Here is an 18,000-nt window from a genome sequence, read left to right on the forward strand (position 1 = left end):
ACATCTCGCCGCGCTTGAGGATGGTCAGGATGTGAAAGAGGTCGAACCGCAAGTGATGGAAATCGTGCGGGGCCATTTCCGGCCCGAATTCCTCAACCGCCTCGACGAGGTCATCCTGTTCCACCGCCTTGGCGCCAATCACATGGCACCGATTGTCGAGATTCAGGTGCAACGCGTGCAAAAGCTGCTGAAGGATCGCAAGATCACGCTCGCTTTATCCGAAGAGGCAAAGGCGTGGCTTGGCCGCGTGGGTTACGACCCCGTATATGGCGCACGCCCGCTCAAGCGCGCTATTCAACGATATTTGCAGGATCCTCTGGCGGATCTGCTACTGCGCGGCGAAGTGCCCGATGGCTCCACGGTTAAGGTCGAGGAAGGGGATGGGGCGTTGAAGTTGGCGGTATAGGATGCGGCGTGGCGGAGATCTGTCCTGGCAAGATCATTTTGATAGTCATCGACATCAGTCCGGCTGCTTTTCGGCCCTTAGCCAACCGGTAATTGCGTATCGGCGATAGGCCGCAGCTTGCGTCACTTCGCTGACGCTGTGCAGTTGAGGAACCTTGAAAAGATTGAGGGTATTGAAGGTCGGCACCAATCCACAATCAACGTGACCGTCTGATCCGTGAAACAATAGTAACCCACCCCATTCCAACCGCCACACCGGCGTCAGACCAAAGACATATGCTGCGCGCCGGAACTTGCCTTCAACGTCATCATCATGACCCGTTAAAAAGTCACCGGGCGCATATGCCGTTGCTTGTGCGTCGGCATATTCTATTGCGTCGGAGCCGGTGATCGCGCGCAGGAAATCGCGCACGCGATCCGTCGACATGAATTCGGCAAAGCGGCAAATAATGTCGGAATTTGCAGCCCGTTCGCGTGCACTATCGGGCACACGGGCCGTTTCGAAGCGATACTGAAACCCGGATCGTGCCTGCGCATAAACAGCTTCATTTAGCGCCTTGATCTGGTCTTCATCCAATTGTGCACGCGTCGGCCTATCCAGTTCAACCGCACCGTTCGTCGTCGCTAACACCTGCATCCAGTCGGTGCGGTAGCGCAGTTTTTCATAGAGAGCCGTGGCGTCTTCAGCATGCAGAAATTCAGGGATATGCACGCGCCCATTATCCTGAAAACTTTTGGCCAGCGCCGATACGTCCAGCCTCGGGTTCATCCTCATCATTGCGGCCTTTATCACATGCTCAATTTTATGCGTCCTTCTATAGGCAGATGGATATGTGTAAAGTACGCGGTGATGTTGTGCGCGACGTTCGCTTACTCGACTTCGATCAGGGTCTAGAGCGTTTCAACCGCGGCGGCCGTGTGGCTGTCTCTATACTATTATCCTCCCGCCGAACCACTTGGCTGGGCAACTACAGGGCAATCAACATGTTCATGATGGCAGCTGCGGTCACCAGCGTAATGCCTATGAAATCGATGTCACAATCGTGATAACTAACTCGACGCCGATTACCTACGGTGCTAAATTTTATAATCGTTCATCAAGACCGCTCCTCTAATGATCAAGTGACACAAAAAGATGAAAAGCCTGTTTGAAATCAACCAAGACATTAACCGGCCAGAGCTCGCCCGCCGATTTCTGCAAAATGGCAGGGTTCAAATCCGCAACGTCCTAACCCATCAAACAGCGATGGAGCTTTTGTCGATCTTAAAGCAGCAAACGCGCTGGAGCATGGCGATATTCAGCGGCGAAAATGCAGTGGCTGAAGCAAAAAGTTTTAAATCTGATGACATCAAAAGCGCCGGAGGGGTAGAACGTGTCAATCGCGCTGCTGCCTCTGCCGAAGCCCTCTCGGCGGAAGGGCGCTATGCATTTCGCTATGCGCATTATCCAATTGTTGATGCTCTCAATGAACGTTGGGACCCGGATGGTCCCCATGAAATACTCCTGGAACATCTGAATTCACCTGAATTTCTGAATCTCGCCCGCGATGTTACGGGTATCAAGGAACTGGTTCGCGCAGATGCCCAAGCAACATTATTTGCCGCAAATCATTATTTGGGTCTCCATACGGATAGCCATGTCGCACAGGGCTGGCGCGTAGCATATGTGCTGAACCTTGCACCAGACAACTGGCATCCCGACTGGGGCGGCTACCTCCTCTTTTTAGATGATGAAGGAGATGTGGTTGAAGGTTTTCGGCCGCGCTTCAATGCACTAAATCTTTTTCTTGTGCCGCAAAACCACCAAGTGAGCTACGTTCCGCCGTTCGCTCCAAACAGTCGATTTGCCATCACCGGTTGGCTATCCGACCAGTGATGACGCCAGCCTCCATTGCGCAGGAAGCCGCAGCTCTGGCAAGCCAGGGTGACAACGAAGGTGCCGATATACTCTACGGAAAGGGTCTGGCTCTCTTTCCCAACGATGCCCGCTTTGCCAATAGTGCTGGCAATTTTTACGCCCGCGTTGGCCGAAGCGAGGAAGCGCTAGACCTTTTCACCCGCGCCCTGCAACTTGATCAAAGCTTGGAGGAAGCCGCCTTCAATATCGTCATCCTCCTTCTTCGGCTTAGCCGCCCGCAGGAGGCCGTTCAGCTATTGGTTGACGGTTGGACAGGTAGCACAAATGCGAGATATTGGGCGCTTCGCGGAAATGCGGAGCGCCTCTCAGGTGCCTTCGCGGCAGCAAGCAGCAGCTATGATCAGTCGTTGGAGATAGATCCCGTTAACGCGCGCGCGCTTGCCGGTCGCGCAAGGCTGGCTTTGGAATGTGGCGATGAAAAAACAATTGCCTTTTATGAAGAGGCGCTGGCGCACTCGCCCGGTAATCCTACGCTTTTTCTGGATTACACGCAGGCCTTAAGCGCCGCTGGGCGTCAAGATGAAGCATTGGAATGTGCCAGCGCACTCGTCGAACAGCTGCCTGCCTGGGTGGACGGGCACAGTCTTTATGCAGAAATGCTCTGGTCCGCGGGGGATGTTCATCAGTTTGGCCACAGATTTGAACAGGCACTTTTGACACATCCGAGCCCTGACTTATTTCTGGGCTGGGCGCATATTCTTTCTGGTGTAGACCGCTTTTCTGAAGCGGCGAATGTCTTGCATCGAGCACATCAGAAATGGCCTAGCAATCCTACGATCTTGCTCCATCACTGTATCGCTTTGGGCGAAGCGGGCATGGGATCAGAAGCTGAGCAGATCTTCGCGCAATTCGACCGACACGGTGAGGCCGAATGGCAGGTTGCGCGGTGTCGTAACCTAATCCGCATTGGCTTGGTCGATCAGGCGGAACGAAGCCTTCTGGATCTTACGAAGACTGAGATGGCAGATGTTTCAGCCTGGTCGCTGCTCGACATTTGCTGGCGCCTCAAGGGCGACGCGCGACATGATTGGCTGCACGGGCAGGTTGGGCTGGTTCGGCAAATTGCTCTACCATTTTGTTTAGACGAGCTCGCTGATATTCAGCAATGCCTGTTAAAAATACACGAAACATCCACGCCCCCTGTTGGCCAGTCTGTTAAATCAGGGAACCAAACAAAGGGCGCTTTGTTTGCACGGTGCGCACCAGAGTTAGCACGCCTAAAGGCTGCGTTCTTAGACATTCTTGAAGATTATAGGGGGGGGCTCCCGAAGCAAGATCCTTTGCACCCCCTGCTCTCGAAGCGCCAAGCGGCCTGGGGCATTACAAGCAGCTGGTCAATTCGCTTAAGCGGGCGCGGGAAACATGCGCCTCATATTCACCCCAAAGGTTTGATTTCGTCGGCTTGTTATTTTGAGGTGCCGGCCGAAGTGACTCAACCAGATGGGCCTGGTTGGCTAGATCTGGGCGTTCCGCCGGCCAATCTGGAAACTGGGCTTCCTGCGCTTTCCTCATTCCAGCCGAAAGTTGGGAACTGTATCTTGTTTCCGAGCACCATGTTTCACGGAACGCGACCAATATCTCACGGAAACCGAATGACTGTCGCTTTTGACGTCACCCTTGCGGGTTAGCCGTTAAAGTCTAGCAAGCATGCGGGCGCCGATGCGCCAACAAAAAAGGCGGCTGACCTTTCGGTCAACCGCCCCCTTTTTTTATGTCACGCGTTTCTTAGAATTTGAAGCGCGCTGAAATAAAGTAATCGCGACCCAAAACATCGTAGAAGCTAGGAAGCGTGTTGGCCTGTTCTGCAGCCGATCCAAGGATACGTGGCTGCGTGTTGAAGAGGTTGTTAACACCCGCATTGAATGACAAATTCTCATTCAGTTCAAAGCCAGCGCTCAGATCGATATAGTTGGTCGATCCAACATAAGGCTTCGGCAACAGTGCAGGGTCTGTTCCAATACGCTGCGTTCCGTTGAACACGTTCTGGATGCGGCTGTCCTGCGTGCCACCTTCATAACGCCAGCGAACCGAGAACAGAGCTGGGCCCTCGCTATAGGTCACGCGAACATTGTGACGGTACTCAGGCTGACCATGTACGCCTTCATTAATGTTCTCACGCTCTGGGATCGAAGAAATCGGCGTGTTCCGATACGTGTCGAGCCAAGTACCCAGGTAGAAGAAACCCAGAGTGCCGTTCAGCACTGGCAGCGAATAATCAACCTGTACGTCGATGCCGCTGGTGGAAAGATTTCCAACGTTCGCCGACCGGAATTGCGGGTTCTTACCACCCGAGGTCTGACCGAGAGCGCCGTTCGCAGTATTACGCATACCAACGAAGACAGAACAGATCGGGTTGCTCAGGTCCTGAATAGTGTTGTAGCACAGCGACAGAGCCGAGCTAACACCACCAGCCAGAACACCGATCGTGTTATCAACCGAGATGTTGAAATAGTCTGCAGTGATGTTCAGGCGCGGTACGAAGCTCGGACGGAACACAACGCCAGCGGTGAAGGTATCCGAAGTTTCTTCTTCAACCGTCGGGCTACCGCCGAAATCTGCCTGAATCTGCGCATTAGGCTGCACCGCACGGGTGAAGACTGTCGCTGCGGGAACACCGGCAGCGAGACAGAAGGCACGCAAGGCATCAGTACGCGATGCAGCGGTACCACGGTCAGAGCAAGGATCGGTTGCGGCCGGGAACCCGGTTGAATTGCCCGCAAAAAGATCCTGCACGTTCGGTGCGCGAACAGCACGCGAATATTGAGCGCGGAACGTCACATCCTCAATCGGTGCGATGTCAATGCCACCCGAATAGGTCCAGCTTCCGCCAACAGCCGAAAGCGAATAGTCGGAATAACGGGCCGCTGCATTCAGGCCTAGGCGATGGATGAACTGATCTTCAAGGACAGGAACATTCAGTTCCCCGAAGATTTCCTTCACATCATAAGAGCCGCTTGTTGGCTTACCAGCGTTGAAACCAAGAACGTCACCCGATGCCAAAAACTCATCAGGAATATAACGCGACGCCATCTTGCGATATTCGCCACCGAACGCGAACGCGACATCATCTGCGCCCATGCCGAGGTTGAACAATGAGCCCGAAACCGACGCAACAGCATTGGTCAGTTCAGACTGTTCAAGGTTCGTTGACTGAACGCGAACATACTTGACCGCATCTGCACTTGCGAGACCGCTGCCAAATACGTTGATCGGCACGCAACCTGCGGCGCGTGCAGAGGCATCCCTACAACGAAGCTCGGTCGTGCTTCCAGGCGCAAATTCGACAGTCAACGCGTTTACGTAACGGCTGCTCGAAACGTTACCCTGCTGGATCTGCGTATTGCTCGTCCGGGCGTACGAATAGAACATGTCGAACTTCAAATTATCGGTGATGTCACCACGGAAACCACCCAACAAGCGGAACGCCTGGCGGGTCTGTTCGGAGTTGCGTGAACCAGCCGACAGGAAGCGATATGAAACCGATGTCTGGGCATAGCCATCACCGCGGGTCGCCACGGCTTCTGCGGCATCATTGGCCGTCAACAGCGCGCGCGTGCCTGCATCGAAGTACGGGCTGGCAATCAACAACGGTGCCGAAACACCAGTTGGTGTCGGAGCGAGTTCCGCTGCAACGCGGTTGTTGACGAAGCTTAGTTCTGAGTAGAACTCAAGACCATCTGTCACCTCATAGCTACCATAGGCACCCAGCAGATAACGCTCTTGCGGCAACTGAAGATAGTTGGCTGGAGCGAAGTTGTAGAGATCGCCTGGATCATTGAAAACGCGCGAACCGCCGCCGGTGGGGTTAAAGATGTAGGTGCTGGTACCCGATCCAAAAGTCCCGATCGGTCCCGTGGCAGAACCCTGCGGCACGAATCCGACTTGGCCACCGCGGGTGCCACATGTGGAGACCGTGATGCCTGAAGGATAAGGCGTACCAATTTCAGTAACGGGGTTCGTGCTGCCCGGAACAATGCAGCCGTCGCCAGCTGCTGTTGCCGAGAATGCGCGAGCACCCTGGAAAATTGGTTTACGGCGCGTGTAGTTGGCGAACATCGTTACATTGCCGCGACCATCGTCTAGGCTCGAACCAATTGCGATGTTGGCTGAATAACGCTCGCCATCACCCTGATCTGTTAACGAATAGGTCGTGCCAGCTTCGATACCCTGAACGTCACGCAAACGGAAGTTTGCCACGCCGGCAACGGCATCCGAACCGTAAACGGCAGATGTGCCGCCAGTAACAACGTCAACACCCGAGATCAGAAACTGCGGAATCGTGTTGAGGTCAACGATTTGGTTCGTATCATAAAACATCCAGCGACGACCGTTGACGAGAACGAGTGTTCGCGTAGAACCCAAGTTGCGCAAGTTGAGGGTAACCGCGCCGTTGCCTGGATTGTTTGAGAAACTTGTGGTGCCTGGCAAGACCTGCGGCAGAGTGTTGATTACCTGCTCAACGTTGATGGCGCCGGAAAGCTTAAATTCTTCTGCTGAAACCACCGCTACTGGATTGGTGCCAGTGAGATCTGGCCGCGCGATGCGCGAACCCGTGACAACAATGGCTTCTGCCGCTTCTTCAGCGGGCGCTTCGTCTTGCGCGAATGACGGCGTCGAAATCAAAGCGAGGCCGAGCGCGAGTGGCGCTGCAGCATATTTCAAATTGCTTGTACGTGTGTTCTTCACGGCGTAGCTCCTTCATTAATGCCATGGTTTGGCCGCATAACGGCTGGTCCAATGGCTGTTAAACTCCCCGGCTTTTCCATGACCGCCAGGCGCACAAATGGAACGCGCAAAGCGGAGGAAATTCCTCGGATTGGCTGCGCCTTTACGGATTTGGGGGACCTGTGCAACAATTTGGCGCGAAATTACAAATATATTTCACCGATGTAACTTTTATGCCACAGTTCGTTTGAGCACCCTGGGTAGTATTTGCTGACGCTTTAACGCTGTCAACGAAGGACGCTGGACAATTTTCCTACATTCTTATAGGCAAAGCGCCTATCAATTTAGGGTATTTTGCGTGAGAAACCTTTTAATTGCACTTGGCCTCTCGGTTGCGGCCTTATCCACTGCACCAGCTTTGGGACAGGGTCAAAGTAATCAAGCCTCAGGCAAAACCGAAAAGAAGATTTGCAAGAGTTTTCTGAATACTGGTTCCCGTTTAAACAAGACAAAGGTCTGCAAAACCGAAGCAGAGTGGACCGAGGATCGGGATGAAAATGCCAAGGCACTGCGCGAGAAGCGCGGTAGTCAGGGCGGCCCGCAGTTAGGGAATGATGGCTAACACCGAACCCTCAATGAGCGTTACACAAAATTGTTAAGCGCTATTTCGCCGAATGATCGATTTAACATGGCGAAGGAGGCGCTGGACTCTGGGCGCGGCGAGGAAGCGCTTGAGCAACTGTCGTTACTCGAAGCGGCCATCGGACAGCATGTCGCCGTAATTCATTTACAAGCGCTTGCGCTGCGCAGCTTGCAACGAGAGGCAGAGGCAGATGCGAAGTTTCTGCTCGCACGGCGCATAGAAAAACCCCCATTTGATCCCTATGTCTGCGCAAATCATGCTGCGCTCCAAGAGAAATTGGGTTGTATAGAGGACGCGGAAAAGAGTTTTGACGAAGCATGGCGTAGGGCACCCGAACGCGCCGATATCTGCATGGCGCGTCTTGGGTTTATCCACCGGCAATTTGGTGAAACGGCGGCGATCGCGGCTTTTGATGCTATGCTGGCCATGTTCCCTGATAGTGCGGCGCTACGTCATCGATACGCATTATTCCTCCAGAAAATTGATCACACAGCTGCGGCACTGGATGAAGCAGAGCGCGTATTGACGCTTGAGCCCGGACTAAGTGGGGCTTTGCACTTAAAGGCGCGACTGGAACTTGATGGCGGGTGCGGCGATCCTGTGGCCTCTTATATATTGGCCAGAAAGCATGAGCCTGCCAATTTTTCGATAACCCAAGGGTTAGCCGCCGCTATATGGAATAGAGACGGGACCGCGGCCGCACTCCATTTTCTTGACGCACAGCTTGAACAACACCCCGAATGGCGGGCCGGCTGGATTTTAAGAGCGCGAATTGCCTGGCAATCCGGGCAGGCCGATGAGGCGCTGTTTGGATATCAGCGGGCGTGTTCACGCCTACCGATGGACGATATGCTTTGGATGTCCTGTCTAGAGGATGTCGCTAAAATGGAGGGCGGCGCCAGATCGATTGAAATGGCATCCAAGCGTGCGGGGCTCTTGGACCTTCCGCCATTGCTTCGTGGCACATTGGGCGAGATAACGTCGATGGCCGGTGACTTTAAGAATGCAGATACGCTATTCGAGAGTCTTAACGAGACGCAGTTGCCGCATGTCAGCTATGTGCGACATCTGATACGCAAGCATCAATATGAGAAGGCGCTTGAGATTGCCGAACGCCACGCGACCCAATTTAACGACATGGATAGCTGGGTTTATGTTTGGACACTGTGGCGGGTTTTGGAAGATCCGCGATTGGACTGGCTGAACGCGCAGGGCAGCTTGGTGACATATGTCGACATACCTGACTTCCATCTTCTGCAAGGCCAGCTCGCGCAAAAATTGAACCAGTTGCATGCACATATGGCGCAACATCCTTTGGACCAGAGCCCGCGTGGCGGGACACAGACAGACGGGCATCTTTTCGCCCGGACAGATCCCGAAATTGTCCAACTTCGATCAATGGTGAATGACGCCGTGATGCAAGTTGTGGCAGATTTACCGCCCGTGGATCCGGCCCATCCTTTCCTGTCCGTCCCTAGGCACAGCGTACGTTATACAGGTAGCTGGTCCATCAGGCTTCAGAATTCAGGGTTTCATGAGGCGCATTATCACAGCCAGGGATGGATGAGCTCTGCGCTGTATGTGGCGCTTCCCAATACAATCGGTATTTCAGCAGATTCTGCAGAAGGCTGGCTGGAACTCGGTAAGCCGCCTCATGATCTTGGCCTAGATTTAGAACCGTTGGCTTTGATCGAACCAAAAGTCGGGCGTTTAGCGCTTTTCCCCTCCATTCTATGGCATGGAACACGCCCGTTTCCTGCGGGCGAGCGTCTTACTGTAGCCTTTGACATAAAGTCTGTGGAGTGAGGCTTTCGGGGTTTTGCAAACCAATTGCCAATATTGAAGCTGAACAGGCACATTTAACGAAAAAAGGCGGCACCTTTCGATGCCGCCTTTTCGTCAATATATTGAACGTTAGATCAATATTTTATTGAAATACCCGCGAAAACATAACGACCCAGCGTGTCGTAGAAACCTGCATAGGTATTGCCATTAGAGGAATAATTACTGCCGACCAATGGTGGATTCTTATCGAAAATATTATTCGCACCAATGCTAATTCCAAAATTGTCGTTGATATCAGCGTTCAACGAGAGATCGAAATAGCTTTGCGCCTTAATTTTGGTGGCACCATTTGCAGCGGGGCCATCAGCCGCACTGATGAAGCGCCATTTACCGGTCACTGAGAACAATTCGGCTGCGTTATATGAAAGACGCGCTGTGCTACGCCAATCAGGGGAAACGAAGCAAACCGTACTAAAGATTCCGGCGCAGTCATATGGCGTACCTGTTGGATAGTCCTGATACTCCTTCTTCAACAGATAGCTACCTGTCAAACCGAAGTTCAATGAACCGGAACCCAAAGGCATACGTGCACTTGCCGCGACGTCGATACCTTGGAAATCGCGGTCACCAAGGTTATCGTTAGTCAACCCGACATAGCCGGCCTGACCCAACCAAAGATTTCCAGCTGGCGAGCGTTTAATCCGATTACATGCCGCTGGATTTGCACCGGTAGCACAATCCCGAAGCTGCTGTTCAGCAGGATAGACACCAATAACATCAGACATCGCAATTTTGTAATAATCGACCGACAGACTCAAATTGTTGGCTGGCGTCACAACAAAACCTGCTGTCCACGTATCCGCTTTTTCAGGCTTCAGGTCGACATTGCCGCCAAACAAGCCGTTATATTGCGCTGCAGGGCTAGCCGAGACACGGCCATATTGCCCTGCAGAAACGCCGGTCAGAGCGCACTGCGCTTGGCTATACTCGGGTGTTGCACCAGCACAAGGATCTACGCCGCCCCAAAGTCCAATGCTCTGCGGATTGAACATTTCAGGTGCATTTGGCGCACGTGCAGCGCGGTTATAACCGCCGCGGATGCGCAGCATGTCGTTTACTTCCCAATTCAGCTGAACCTTAAAGGTATGCGTCTTTGGCGAAGCCCCGCCGTCCACATTATACATGGAATAACGATAGCCAAGTTCCAAACGCAAATCATTTGCAAGGCTGCTGTCCTGAAGCAAAGGAACCGAAACTTCGCTGAAAAGTTCGGAAACATTATATTTGCCGGAAACCGAAGGCGTTGGACCGCCCTGACCAGCCAACAAGCCTTGCTCGTACACATAGTCGGAAACGGCACTGTAAATTTCGTTGCGATATTCTGCACCAAAAGCGACAGCCACTGGGTCATTTGCAATCGCAAATCCAAGATCGCCGGTTACATAGGCGTTGGCGATGAATTCCTTGGTAACGCCCGTGCGCGTTGCCGTTGCGCCTAAGGTTTTCGCGAATTCAGGGGTGACCAAGCCATTCTGCCAGACAAGGTAGGTTCCTGCATTCACTGCATCCGCAACAGAAGTCAAAAGGAAGTCATTCTGGTATGAATTGCTCAGTGAAGACTGACCAAATTGCAACGATGCATCATAGGACCAACCGCCGCCCAAGTCACCTTTAGAACCCGTAAGAATTCGGAAGCTATCATGCTGAATGATATCCTGACGGCCGCCGCCCTCAACATTGCGCTTACCAATATAGGCTTCAAAACCAGTAAGCGGGCTAGGCGCACCGTAGGTTGCTGGATTACAAAGAACAGCTTGCTGCGATGCGCTAATCGCAGGATTTCGTGTAGCGCATGAGAAATTATATGGCTCAGCAAAGAATGTACCTGACTCAGCGATCTGGGCGACCGAACGGTCACTCATGAACATCAATTCCATATAAGGATGGAAGCTTTCGCTGACTTCATAATCCAAAAACGCGCCGAATGTATAGCGTTCATCTGGCCGTTGGAAATAGTTTGTCGGGCCATAGTTATACAGATTGCTAGACGCATCCACAAAACCGGTGCCGCCAGCATTTGGCGTCAGAAATGCGTTATAGTCGTACTGGGTTTCTCCACCAAATACAGGATAGAGGTCAAAGTTAGCATTTGGTGAGTTAGCCGATCCACCGCAAGCCGTTCCCGCGCCGTTCAGGGCGCAAGCCGAATGGTCGCGTGCGCTCCATTTGATGGGGCTAATTTTGCGGTATGTCGCATAAGCAACAACATTTCCGCGACCGTCGTTGAAGTCAGACCCCATAGCGAAGTCCACATTGAACGCACGACCGTCAAAGGCCAGATCGGTAGGCACAGCGAAATTACGTGCTTTAGAGCGATCAGTCACGAAGTTGTCGCCGTTTTGATGCATGTAGTAAGACGCTCCAGCATCAAGCTGAATGCCCTTAAAATCTTTCTTCATGATGAAGTTGACAACGCCAGCAACAGCGTCAGCACCATAAACCGACGATGCACCGCCAGTGGTTACGTCAATCCGCTCAACCAATGCGCCTGGGATCTGGTTGATGTCAGCGGCAACAGAGTTGGTCGAACCTGGCTGCAAACGACGGCCATTGACCAAAACCAAAGTGCGCGTTGAACCCAAACCACGCAAATCAAGCGTAGCTGTACCGGTCGCACCATTGGATACAAAAGCGGTCTGCGAAGCTTCAACCTGAGGCAAGGTGTTTAGAACGTCTTCCAGTCGGGTAAGACCGGTTTCAGCAATTTGCTCAGCGGTCGTAACAGCCAACGGCGATGACGAGGTCAGGTTTGGCTGCGCGATGCGCGAACCCGTTACGACGATATCTTCGGCTTCTTTGTCCTGCGCGAATGATGGCGTTGAGATTAAAGCAAGGCCGAGCGCGAATGGCGCTGCGGCGTATTTCAAATTGCTGATACGTTTGTTTTTCACGATATAGCCCCCTATAATAAAGCCCCCAATTCAACGGATTACCGCGTCCTCGTGGCTGTTAAACTCCCCAGCTTTTTCACGCACATCGTGCAGGCAAAGCGCGCACGAAATGCAGTGAAGTCTCTCTGGATTGGCGTCTCTTTGGCGGATTCCCTAGGCTTGCGCAACAAATTGGGCGGATATGACAATAATGCTTCAGGACTGTCACCTTTATGCAACAGCAACTTATCCACAGGATCCGTCTCGCCATGGCCAACCTGAAGCCGGTCGAAAATCGTTCATGACAGCGACAGCGTCGTTCGTTATGAGAGCGGCACTTCAGTTATAAAGGCGGTCCTTTTTGATGTTACCACGCATATTTTTGTCGAAGCTGACTGCGCTCATTTTAGGCGGGCTGTTCCTTGCGGGCGCTCCTGCACTCGCGCAAACGCCAGCAACTGCGCCTGCGCCCGTTGCGCCTGACCTTGAAAATATGCTGGTGCTCGATTTGTCGACGGGCGGCCGCGTTACCATTCAGATGTTGCCCACCGTCGCACCAGCGCATGTTGAGCGCATCAAGACGTTGACGCGTCAGGGCTTTTACAATGGCGTTATCTTCCACCGCGTGATTGAGGGCTTCATGGCCCAAACTGGGGATCCCAAAGGCACGGGCCAAGGTGGGTCGGAGCTTCCCGATCTGAAGGCCGAGTTTAACAAAATGCCGCATTTGCGCGGAACAGTGTCGATGGCCCGCACGAATGAACCCGACACAGCCAACAGCCAGTTCTTCATCTGCTTTCAACCGCGCTTCAGCCTCGACAACAAATATACCGTCTTTGGCCGCGTGACATCCGGCATGCAGTTTGTCGACGCCATTGAACGCGGCGAACCTCCCGCAAGCCCAAGCAAAGTGCTTCAGGCATCAATTGCGGCAGACAATGTCCCACCGCCCGCATTTCCCGCGCAGCCCGTGGCCTTAGGCCAGCCAAGCGGTAGCTAACCGCTGCGGAATCATCATGCGCGTAGACCTGTTTGATTTCGAGCTTCCGCCCGAGCGGATCGCCCTGCGGCCTGTTAGCCCGCGGGATTCCGCGCGCATGCTATGCGTCGGTGGCGACGGCAACATGGTCGATGCTTCAGTCAGCGACCTGCCGCAAAAGCTGCGCAAGGGCGATTGCCTGATCTTCAACGACACCCGGGTTATTCCTGCACAGCTTACCGGCCGCAGGGGCGACGCCACGATTGGCGCGACATTGCATAAACGCATCGATCTGCGCCGTTGGCAGGCGTTCATCCGCAATGCAAAGCGCCTGCATATTGGTGACTGCATTGATTTTGGCCAAGGCGTCTTGGCCAAGGCAGAAGAACGCCATGACGACGGCAGTTTTACATTGTTCTTTGAAGGCGATGAACCGGTCGAAGTCTTACTACATCGCGCGGGCACTATGCCATTGCCGCCCTATATCGCCGGCAAGCGGCCAACCGACGCGCGCGATGCCGAAGATTATCAGACCATGTTCGCGCAAAAGGACGGCGCCGTCGCCGCCCCCACTGCGTCACTGCATTTCACCCCCGAGCTCATGCAGTCCGTCCACGATGCCGGGATAGAAACCGCGACCCTGACCCTGCACGTGGGTGCGGGCACGTTCCTGCCGGTAAAGGTCGACGACACGACAAGCCATCGCATGCACAGCGAGTGGGGCAGCATTGATGCCGAGACCGCAGACAGGCTCAACAGCATTCGTGAAAACGGCGGGCGCTTGGTCGCGGTCGGCACCACCTCGCTGCGCCTTGTCGAGAGCGCCGCCGACCAAAATGGTATCGTGCACCCGTTTGAAGGCGACACCGATATCTTCATCACGCCGGGCTATCGGTTTAAGGCCATCAACGGCCTCATGACCAACTTTCACTTACCAAAATCAACGCTGTTCATGCTGGTAAGCGCATTGATGGGCCGTGAGACGATGCAGGCGGCCTATGCCCACGCAATCGCCGAAGAATACCGGTTTTATAGCTATGGCGACAGCAGTCTTTTACTGCCCTGATCGCGCAAACGGCCGTTAATGGCCCTTCAGCTCGTCGCCGGTCAGCCGGACGATGTGCAGCACATTTGTTGAACCCGGCGTTCCAAATGGTACGCCAGCCATGATGACAATGCGTCCACCAGCCTGCCCCAAATGATAGCGCAGCGCCATGCGCTTGCCCTTGGCGACCATTTCCTCGAACGATCCAATATCCTTGGTCCGCACAGCAAAAGCGCCCCACAGGAGCCCAAGGCGGCGCGCGGTCGATTGGCTGGCGGTGAGCACCAAGAGTGGCACGGATGGCCGTTCGCGCGAGATCCGACGTGCGGTCGAGCCCGATGAGGTGAAGCAGACAATGGCGCTGGTCTCTATGGTGTCGACAATCCGTCCGCTCGCCTCGGCCAGCGCATCGGCCGTGGTGGAATCGGCTGGGGTCTCGGTAAAGTGGATGCGCTTGTAGAAATCGGGGTCACTTTCGACCTGTTGCGCAATGCGGTCCATGATCGACACCGCTTCAATCGGCCAAGCGCCCGCCGCCGTTTCGGCAGACAGCATGACCGCGTCGGCACCATCATAAATTGCAGTCGCCACGTCCGACACCTCGGCGCGGGTAGGCGACGGCGATACGATCATCGATTCCAACATTTGCGTCGCAACGACCACCGGCTTGCCCATGCGCCGTGCGGTCGACACAATCTTCTTCTGCAAAGGTGGCACTTGTTCGGGCAGCATTTCAACACCCAAATCACCGCGCGCGACCATCACGCCGTCGGCGAGTTCCAGAATTTCTTCCAACCGTCCGATGGCGGCAGGCTTTTCAATCTTCGCCAGCAACGCAGCCTTATTACCGATCAGCTTCTTGCCCTCGGCGACATCCTCTGGCCGCTGGACAAAGGACATCGCGATCCAGTCCACGCCCTGCTCCAGCGCAAAGGCAAGGTCGGAACGGTCCTTTTCGGTCAGCGCGGCAATGGGAATGACGACGTCAGGGACATTCAGCCCCTTGCGGTTCGACAATGCGCCGCCAACTTCCACCATGGTATTGATATATTCCAGCCCGATTTCGGTGACCCGCAGAACAAGCTTACCATCGTCGAGCAACAGCCGTGCGCCGACTTCCAATGCGGCAAAGATTTCGGGATGCGGCAAATATACGCGGTGCGCGTCCCCCGGTGTGTGGTCGGTATCCAGCCGGAAAGTATCGCCCGTGTGCAATTCCACCTTGCCCTCGGCAAAGGTGCCGACGCGCAGCTTGGGTCCTTGCAAATCCACCAAGATTGTCGTGGGCCGGTTATAGGCTTTTTCAAGCGCGCGGATATTGGCGATCAGCTGCGCCTTGTCGGCTTGCTCGCCATGGCTCATGTTCACGCGGAAGGCATCGGCACCAGCACGGAACAGCTTTTCGATCATTTCGGGCGTGTCGCTGGCGGGGCCCAATGTCGCCAATATGCGGACCTTACGCATACGTGGCTTGTGATATTGCATATAAATGGCTCCGCGATATGGATTTTGACGTTCGCACTCCCCATAACGCGGCATGTCACCAACGGAAAGGGCGCATAGCTATGCAACAGGACATCCAAATATCAGACGCGGCGGCCGCAGCCGCATTTCGCCGCCTCGTGACCCATTTGCAGCACCGCCACGATGCGCAGAATATCGACCTGATGGGCCTTGCCGGTTTTTGCCGCAATTGCCTCGCCGATTGGGTGATGGAGGCGGATGGCGCGCTGACCAAAGATGAAGCACGCACGCTGATCCACGGCATGCCCGCGGCGGAGTGGAAAGCGAAGCATCAGACCGAAGCCACGCCCGAACAATTGCAACGCATGCAGGAAAGCGTGGCGAAAAACGCCCCTTCGCATTAAGGCGCTGTCATCTTGATTCGGGTGCGCAGGCACCGACCAACACCACAGGGAGAATATCATGGCCGAAGGCAATATCGCCGCCGATCAACTGCGTCTTTTCATTGAGCGCATTGAGCGTCTGGAAGAAGAGAAAAAAGGCATCGCCGACGACATTCGTGACGTTTACAGCGAAGCCAAGAGCCAAGGCTATGACGCAAAAATCATGCGTCAGATTGTACGCTTGCGCAAAATGAGCCAAGACGATCGCCAAGAAATGGAAGCCATTTTGGATACATACAAATCGGCGCTTGGTCTCGCATAATTTCCGCTTGGCTTCATTGCCGAACGCAGTGTCATCCTGAACATGTTTCAGGATGACACTGCGTTCGGGACTGCGGTTAAGTTCAGCTGAAGCAGATGTCTTGCCCAATGGCGCGTGCCTGATGTAAGGGCGCGGCTTCATATCCTTTAGCCAGAGAAGAGCAGAGCCATGGCAGGCCATAGCAAATTCAAGAATATCCAACATCGTAAGGGCGCGCAGGACAAGAAGCGTTCGGCGCAATTTTCGAAGCTGTCGCGCGAAATTACTGTGGCGGCCAAGATGGGCATGCCCGATCCCGACATGAACCCGCGCCTTCGCCTTGCGGTGAATGCGGCCAAGGCACAATCGATGCCCAAGGATAATATCCAGCGCGCAATCGACAAGGCCGCCGGCGGCGACGCGGAAAGCTATGATGAAATGCGCTATGAAGGCTATGGCCCCGGCGGCGTTGCGATCATCGTTGAGGCATTGACCGACAACCGCAATCGCACCGCAACCAATGTGCGCACGGCATTCAGCAAAAATGGCGGCAATCTTGGCGCATCCGGCGCGGTGAGCCACGGGTTCGACCGTATGGGCCTGATCACTTACCCGATCAGCGCAGGCGACGCCGACAGCGTCTTTGAAGCGGCATTGGAAGCAGGCGCAGAAGATGTGGAGTCGAGCGAAGACGAACACAGCATCTGGACCGCGATGGACAGCCTGCATGAAGTTGCCAAGGCGCTCGAGGCGACACTTGGCGAAGCCGAAAGCGCAAAGCTCGCATGGAAACCGCAGGTTTTGGTCGAAGTCGACGAAGCCAATGCCGCGACGTTGCTTAAGATGATCGATGCGTTGGAAGATGATGACGACGTTCAGACCGTCTGGGGCAATTATGACGTTTCCGACGAGGTGATGGCGAAACTGGGATGATTATTCTCGGTCTCGACCCCGGCTTGGGCACGACCGGCTGGGGCGTCATCCGTAAGGAAGGCAACCGTCTTTCGCATATCGACAATGGCGAGATTACAACCGATGCCAAGCTGCCCTTGGCGAACCGTCTCGTAATTTTGGACGAGAAACTGAGCGCTGTACTCGATCACTTCCGGCCCGATTATGCGGCGGTCGAAGAAGTGTTCGTTAACAAAAACCCGCAATCGACGCTGAAGCTTGGGCAAGCACGCGGTGTTGTCCTGTTGGGGGCGGCGCGCAACCGTACGCCAGTCACCGAATATGCCACGCGGTTGGTGAAAAAATCGGTCGTGGGCACGGGCAAGGCCGAAAAAGAACAGGTGCAAGCGATGCTCCGCATCCTGCTGCCGGGGCTGAAGCTGGCGGGGCCAGATGCAGCTGATGCGCTCGCGGTGGCGATCACCCACGCGCATCACTTTAGGGGTTGATGGGTTCCCGCAGAGGCGCAGAGAGCGCAGAGTTTCTAGCCCATAAAGTTATATATTATAATCTCTGCGTCCTCCGCGCCTT

Annotated in this window: 14 protein-coding genes and 1 pseudogene; 11 read left to right on the forward strand and 4 right to left on the reverse strand. The window is 54.4% G+C overall.

Annotated elements, in window-relative coordinates; all coding sequences use genetic code 11:
* A pseudogene (locus ACIQ0G_RS01905) lies at positions 1-406 on the forward strand (ATP-dependent chaperone ClpB); the annotation flags it as partial.
* Positions 407-460: 54 nt separating this feature from the next.
* Here the strand turns inward: ACIQ0G_RS01905 and ACIQ0G_RS01910 are convergent.
* Entirely contained in the window at positions 461-1,183 is a 723-nt protein-coding gene (locus ACIQ0G_RS01910; protein ID WP_397576443.1) for a 2OG-Fe(II) oxygenase, read from the reverse strand.
* A 357-nt stretch (positions 1,184-1,540) separates the two neighbouring features.
* Here ACIQ0G_RS01910 and ACIQ0G_RS01915 point away from each other — a divergent pair, with 357 nt between their 5' ends.
* The gene (locus tag ACIQ0G_RS01915; RefSeq protein ID WP_397576444.1) at positions 1,541-2,281 is read left to right on the forward strand and encodes a 2OG-Fe(II) oxygenase; all 741 of its coding nucleotides are present in this window, start codon (positions 1,541-1,543) and stop codon (positions 2,279-2,281) included.
* Positions 2,281-3,951: a tetratricopeptide repeat protein gene (locus ACIQ0G_RS01920; RefSeq protein WP_397576464.1), complete on the forward strand. Its 1,671-nt coding sequence runs from the start codon at positions 2,281-2,283 to the stop codon at positions 3,949-3,951. The genes ACIQ0G_RS01915 and ACIQ0G_RS01920 overlap by 1 nt, the downstream gene beginning before the upstream one ends.
* 97 nt (positions 3,952-4,048) lie before the next feature.
* Here the strand turns inward: ACIQ0G_RS01920 and ACIQ0G_RS01925 are convergent, their stop codons facing one another.
* Complete coding sequence (locus tag ACIQ0G_RS01925; RefSeq protein WP_397576445.1) at positions 4,049-7,009, reverse strand: TonB-dependent receptor domain-containing protein; 2,961 nt, start codon at positions 7,007-7,009, stop codon at positions 4,049-4,051.
* A gap of 337 nt (positions 7,010-7,346) precedes the next feature.
* Here ACIQ0G_RS01925 and ACIQ0G_RS01930 point away from each other — a divergent pair, with 337 nt between their 5' ends.
* Together ACIQ0G_RS01930 and ACIQ0G_RS01935 are read left to right on the forward strand one after the other, a co-directional pair.
* Entirely contained in the window at positions 7,347-7,610 is a 264-nt protein-coding gene (locus ACIQ0G_RS01930; RefSeq protein ID WP_397576446.1) for a hypothetical protein, read from the forward strand.
* Between the two features lie 66 nt (positions 7,611-7,676).
* Positions 7,677-9,437, forward strand: coding sequence for a putative 2OG-Fe(II) oxygenase (locus tag ACIQ0G_RS01935; RefSeq protein ID WP_397576447.1), 1,761 nt, complete (start codon positions 7,677-7,679; stop codon positions 9,435-9,437).
* Between the two features lie 113 nt (positions 9,438-9,550).
* Here ACIQ0G_RS01935 and ACIQ0G_RS01940 read toward each other — a convergent pair whose 3' ends face one another.
* Positions 9,551-12,367 carry a TonB-dependent receptor domain-containing protein gene (locus tag ACIQ0G_RS01940; protein WP_397576448.1) on the reverse strand — a complete coding sequence of 939 codons (2,817 nt, stop codon included), beginning with the start codon at positions 12,365-12,367 and terminating at the stop codon, positions 9,551-9,553.
* A 343-nt stretch (positions 12,368-12,710) separates the two neighbouring features.
* On the opposite strand from ACIQ0G_RS01940, the gene ACIQ0G_RS01945 reads away from it, so the two are divergent.
* Together ACIQ0G_RS01945 and queA are read left to right on the forward strand one after the other, a co-directional pair.
* Positions 12,711-13,346: a peptidylprolyl isomerase gene (locus tag ACIQ0G_RS01945; RefSeq protein ID WP_397576465.1), complete on the forward strand. Its 636-nt coding sequence runs from the start codon at positions 12,711-12,713 to the stop codon at positions 13,344-13,346.
* 16 nt (positions 13,347-13,362) lie between these two features.
* A complete protein-coding gene (gene queA, locus ACIQ0G_RS01950; RefSeq protein WP_397576449.1) occupies positions 13,363-14,391 on the forward strand; it encodes a tRNA preQ1(34) S-adenosylmethionine ribosyltransferase-isomerase QueA in 1,029 nt (342 codons plus the stop codon).
* A gap of 15 nt (positions 14,392-14,406) precedes the next feature.
* Here queA and pyk read toward each other — a convergent pair whose 3' ends face one another.
* The gene (pyk, locus tag ACIQ0G_RS01955) at positions 14,407-15,855 is read right to left on the reverse strand and encodes a pyruvate kinase (protein ID WP_183939169.1); all 1,449 of its coding nucleotides are present in this window, start codon (positions 15,853-15,855) and stop codon (positions 14,407-14,409) included.
* A gap of 80 nt (positions 15,856-15,935) precedes the next feature.
* On the opposite strand from pyk, the gene ACIQ0G_RS01960 reads away from it, so the two are divergent.
* From ACIQ0G_RS01960 to ruvC, 4 genes are all read left to right on the forward strand, one after another.
* Positions 15,936-16,238, forward strand: coding sequence for a DUF1244 domain-containing protein (locus tag ACIQ0G_RS01960; protein ID WP_183939167.1), 303 nt, complete (start codon positions 15,936-15,938; stop codon positions 16,236-16,238).
* Between the two features lie 58 nt (positions 16,239-16,296).
* Positions 16,297-16,539, forward strand: a complete 243-nt coding sequence (locus ACIQ0G_RS01965; RefSeq protein ID WP_125229489.1) for a DUF2312 domain-containing protein — start codon at positions 16,297-16,299, stop codon at positions 16,537-16,539.
* A 168-nt stretch (positions 16,540-16,707) separates the two neighbouring features.
* Complete coding sequence (locus ACIQ0G_RS01970; RefSeq protein ID WP_183939165.1) at positions 16,708-17,451, forward strand: YebC/PmpR family DNA-binding transcriptional regulator; 744 nt, start codon at positions 16,708-16,710, stop codon at positions 17,449-17,451.
* On the forward strand, positions 17,448-17,918 hold the full coding sequence (gene ruvC, locus ACIQ0G_RS01975) for a crossover junction endodeoxyribonuclease RuvC (RefSeq protein WP_183939161.1): 471 nt from the start codon (positions 17,448-17,450) through the stop codon (positions 17,916-17,918). The genes ACIQ0G_RS01970 and ruvC overlap by 4 nt, the downstream gene beginning before the upstream one ends.
* Positions 17,919-18,000 lie beyond the last annotated feature (82 nt).

It is taken from the genome of Sphingorhabdus sp., assembly GCF_044354325.1.
In the GTDB taxonomy this organism is placed as follows: domain Bacteria; phylum Pseudomonadota; class Alphaproteobacteria; order Sphingomonadales; family Sphingomonadaceae; genus Sphingorhabdus_B.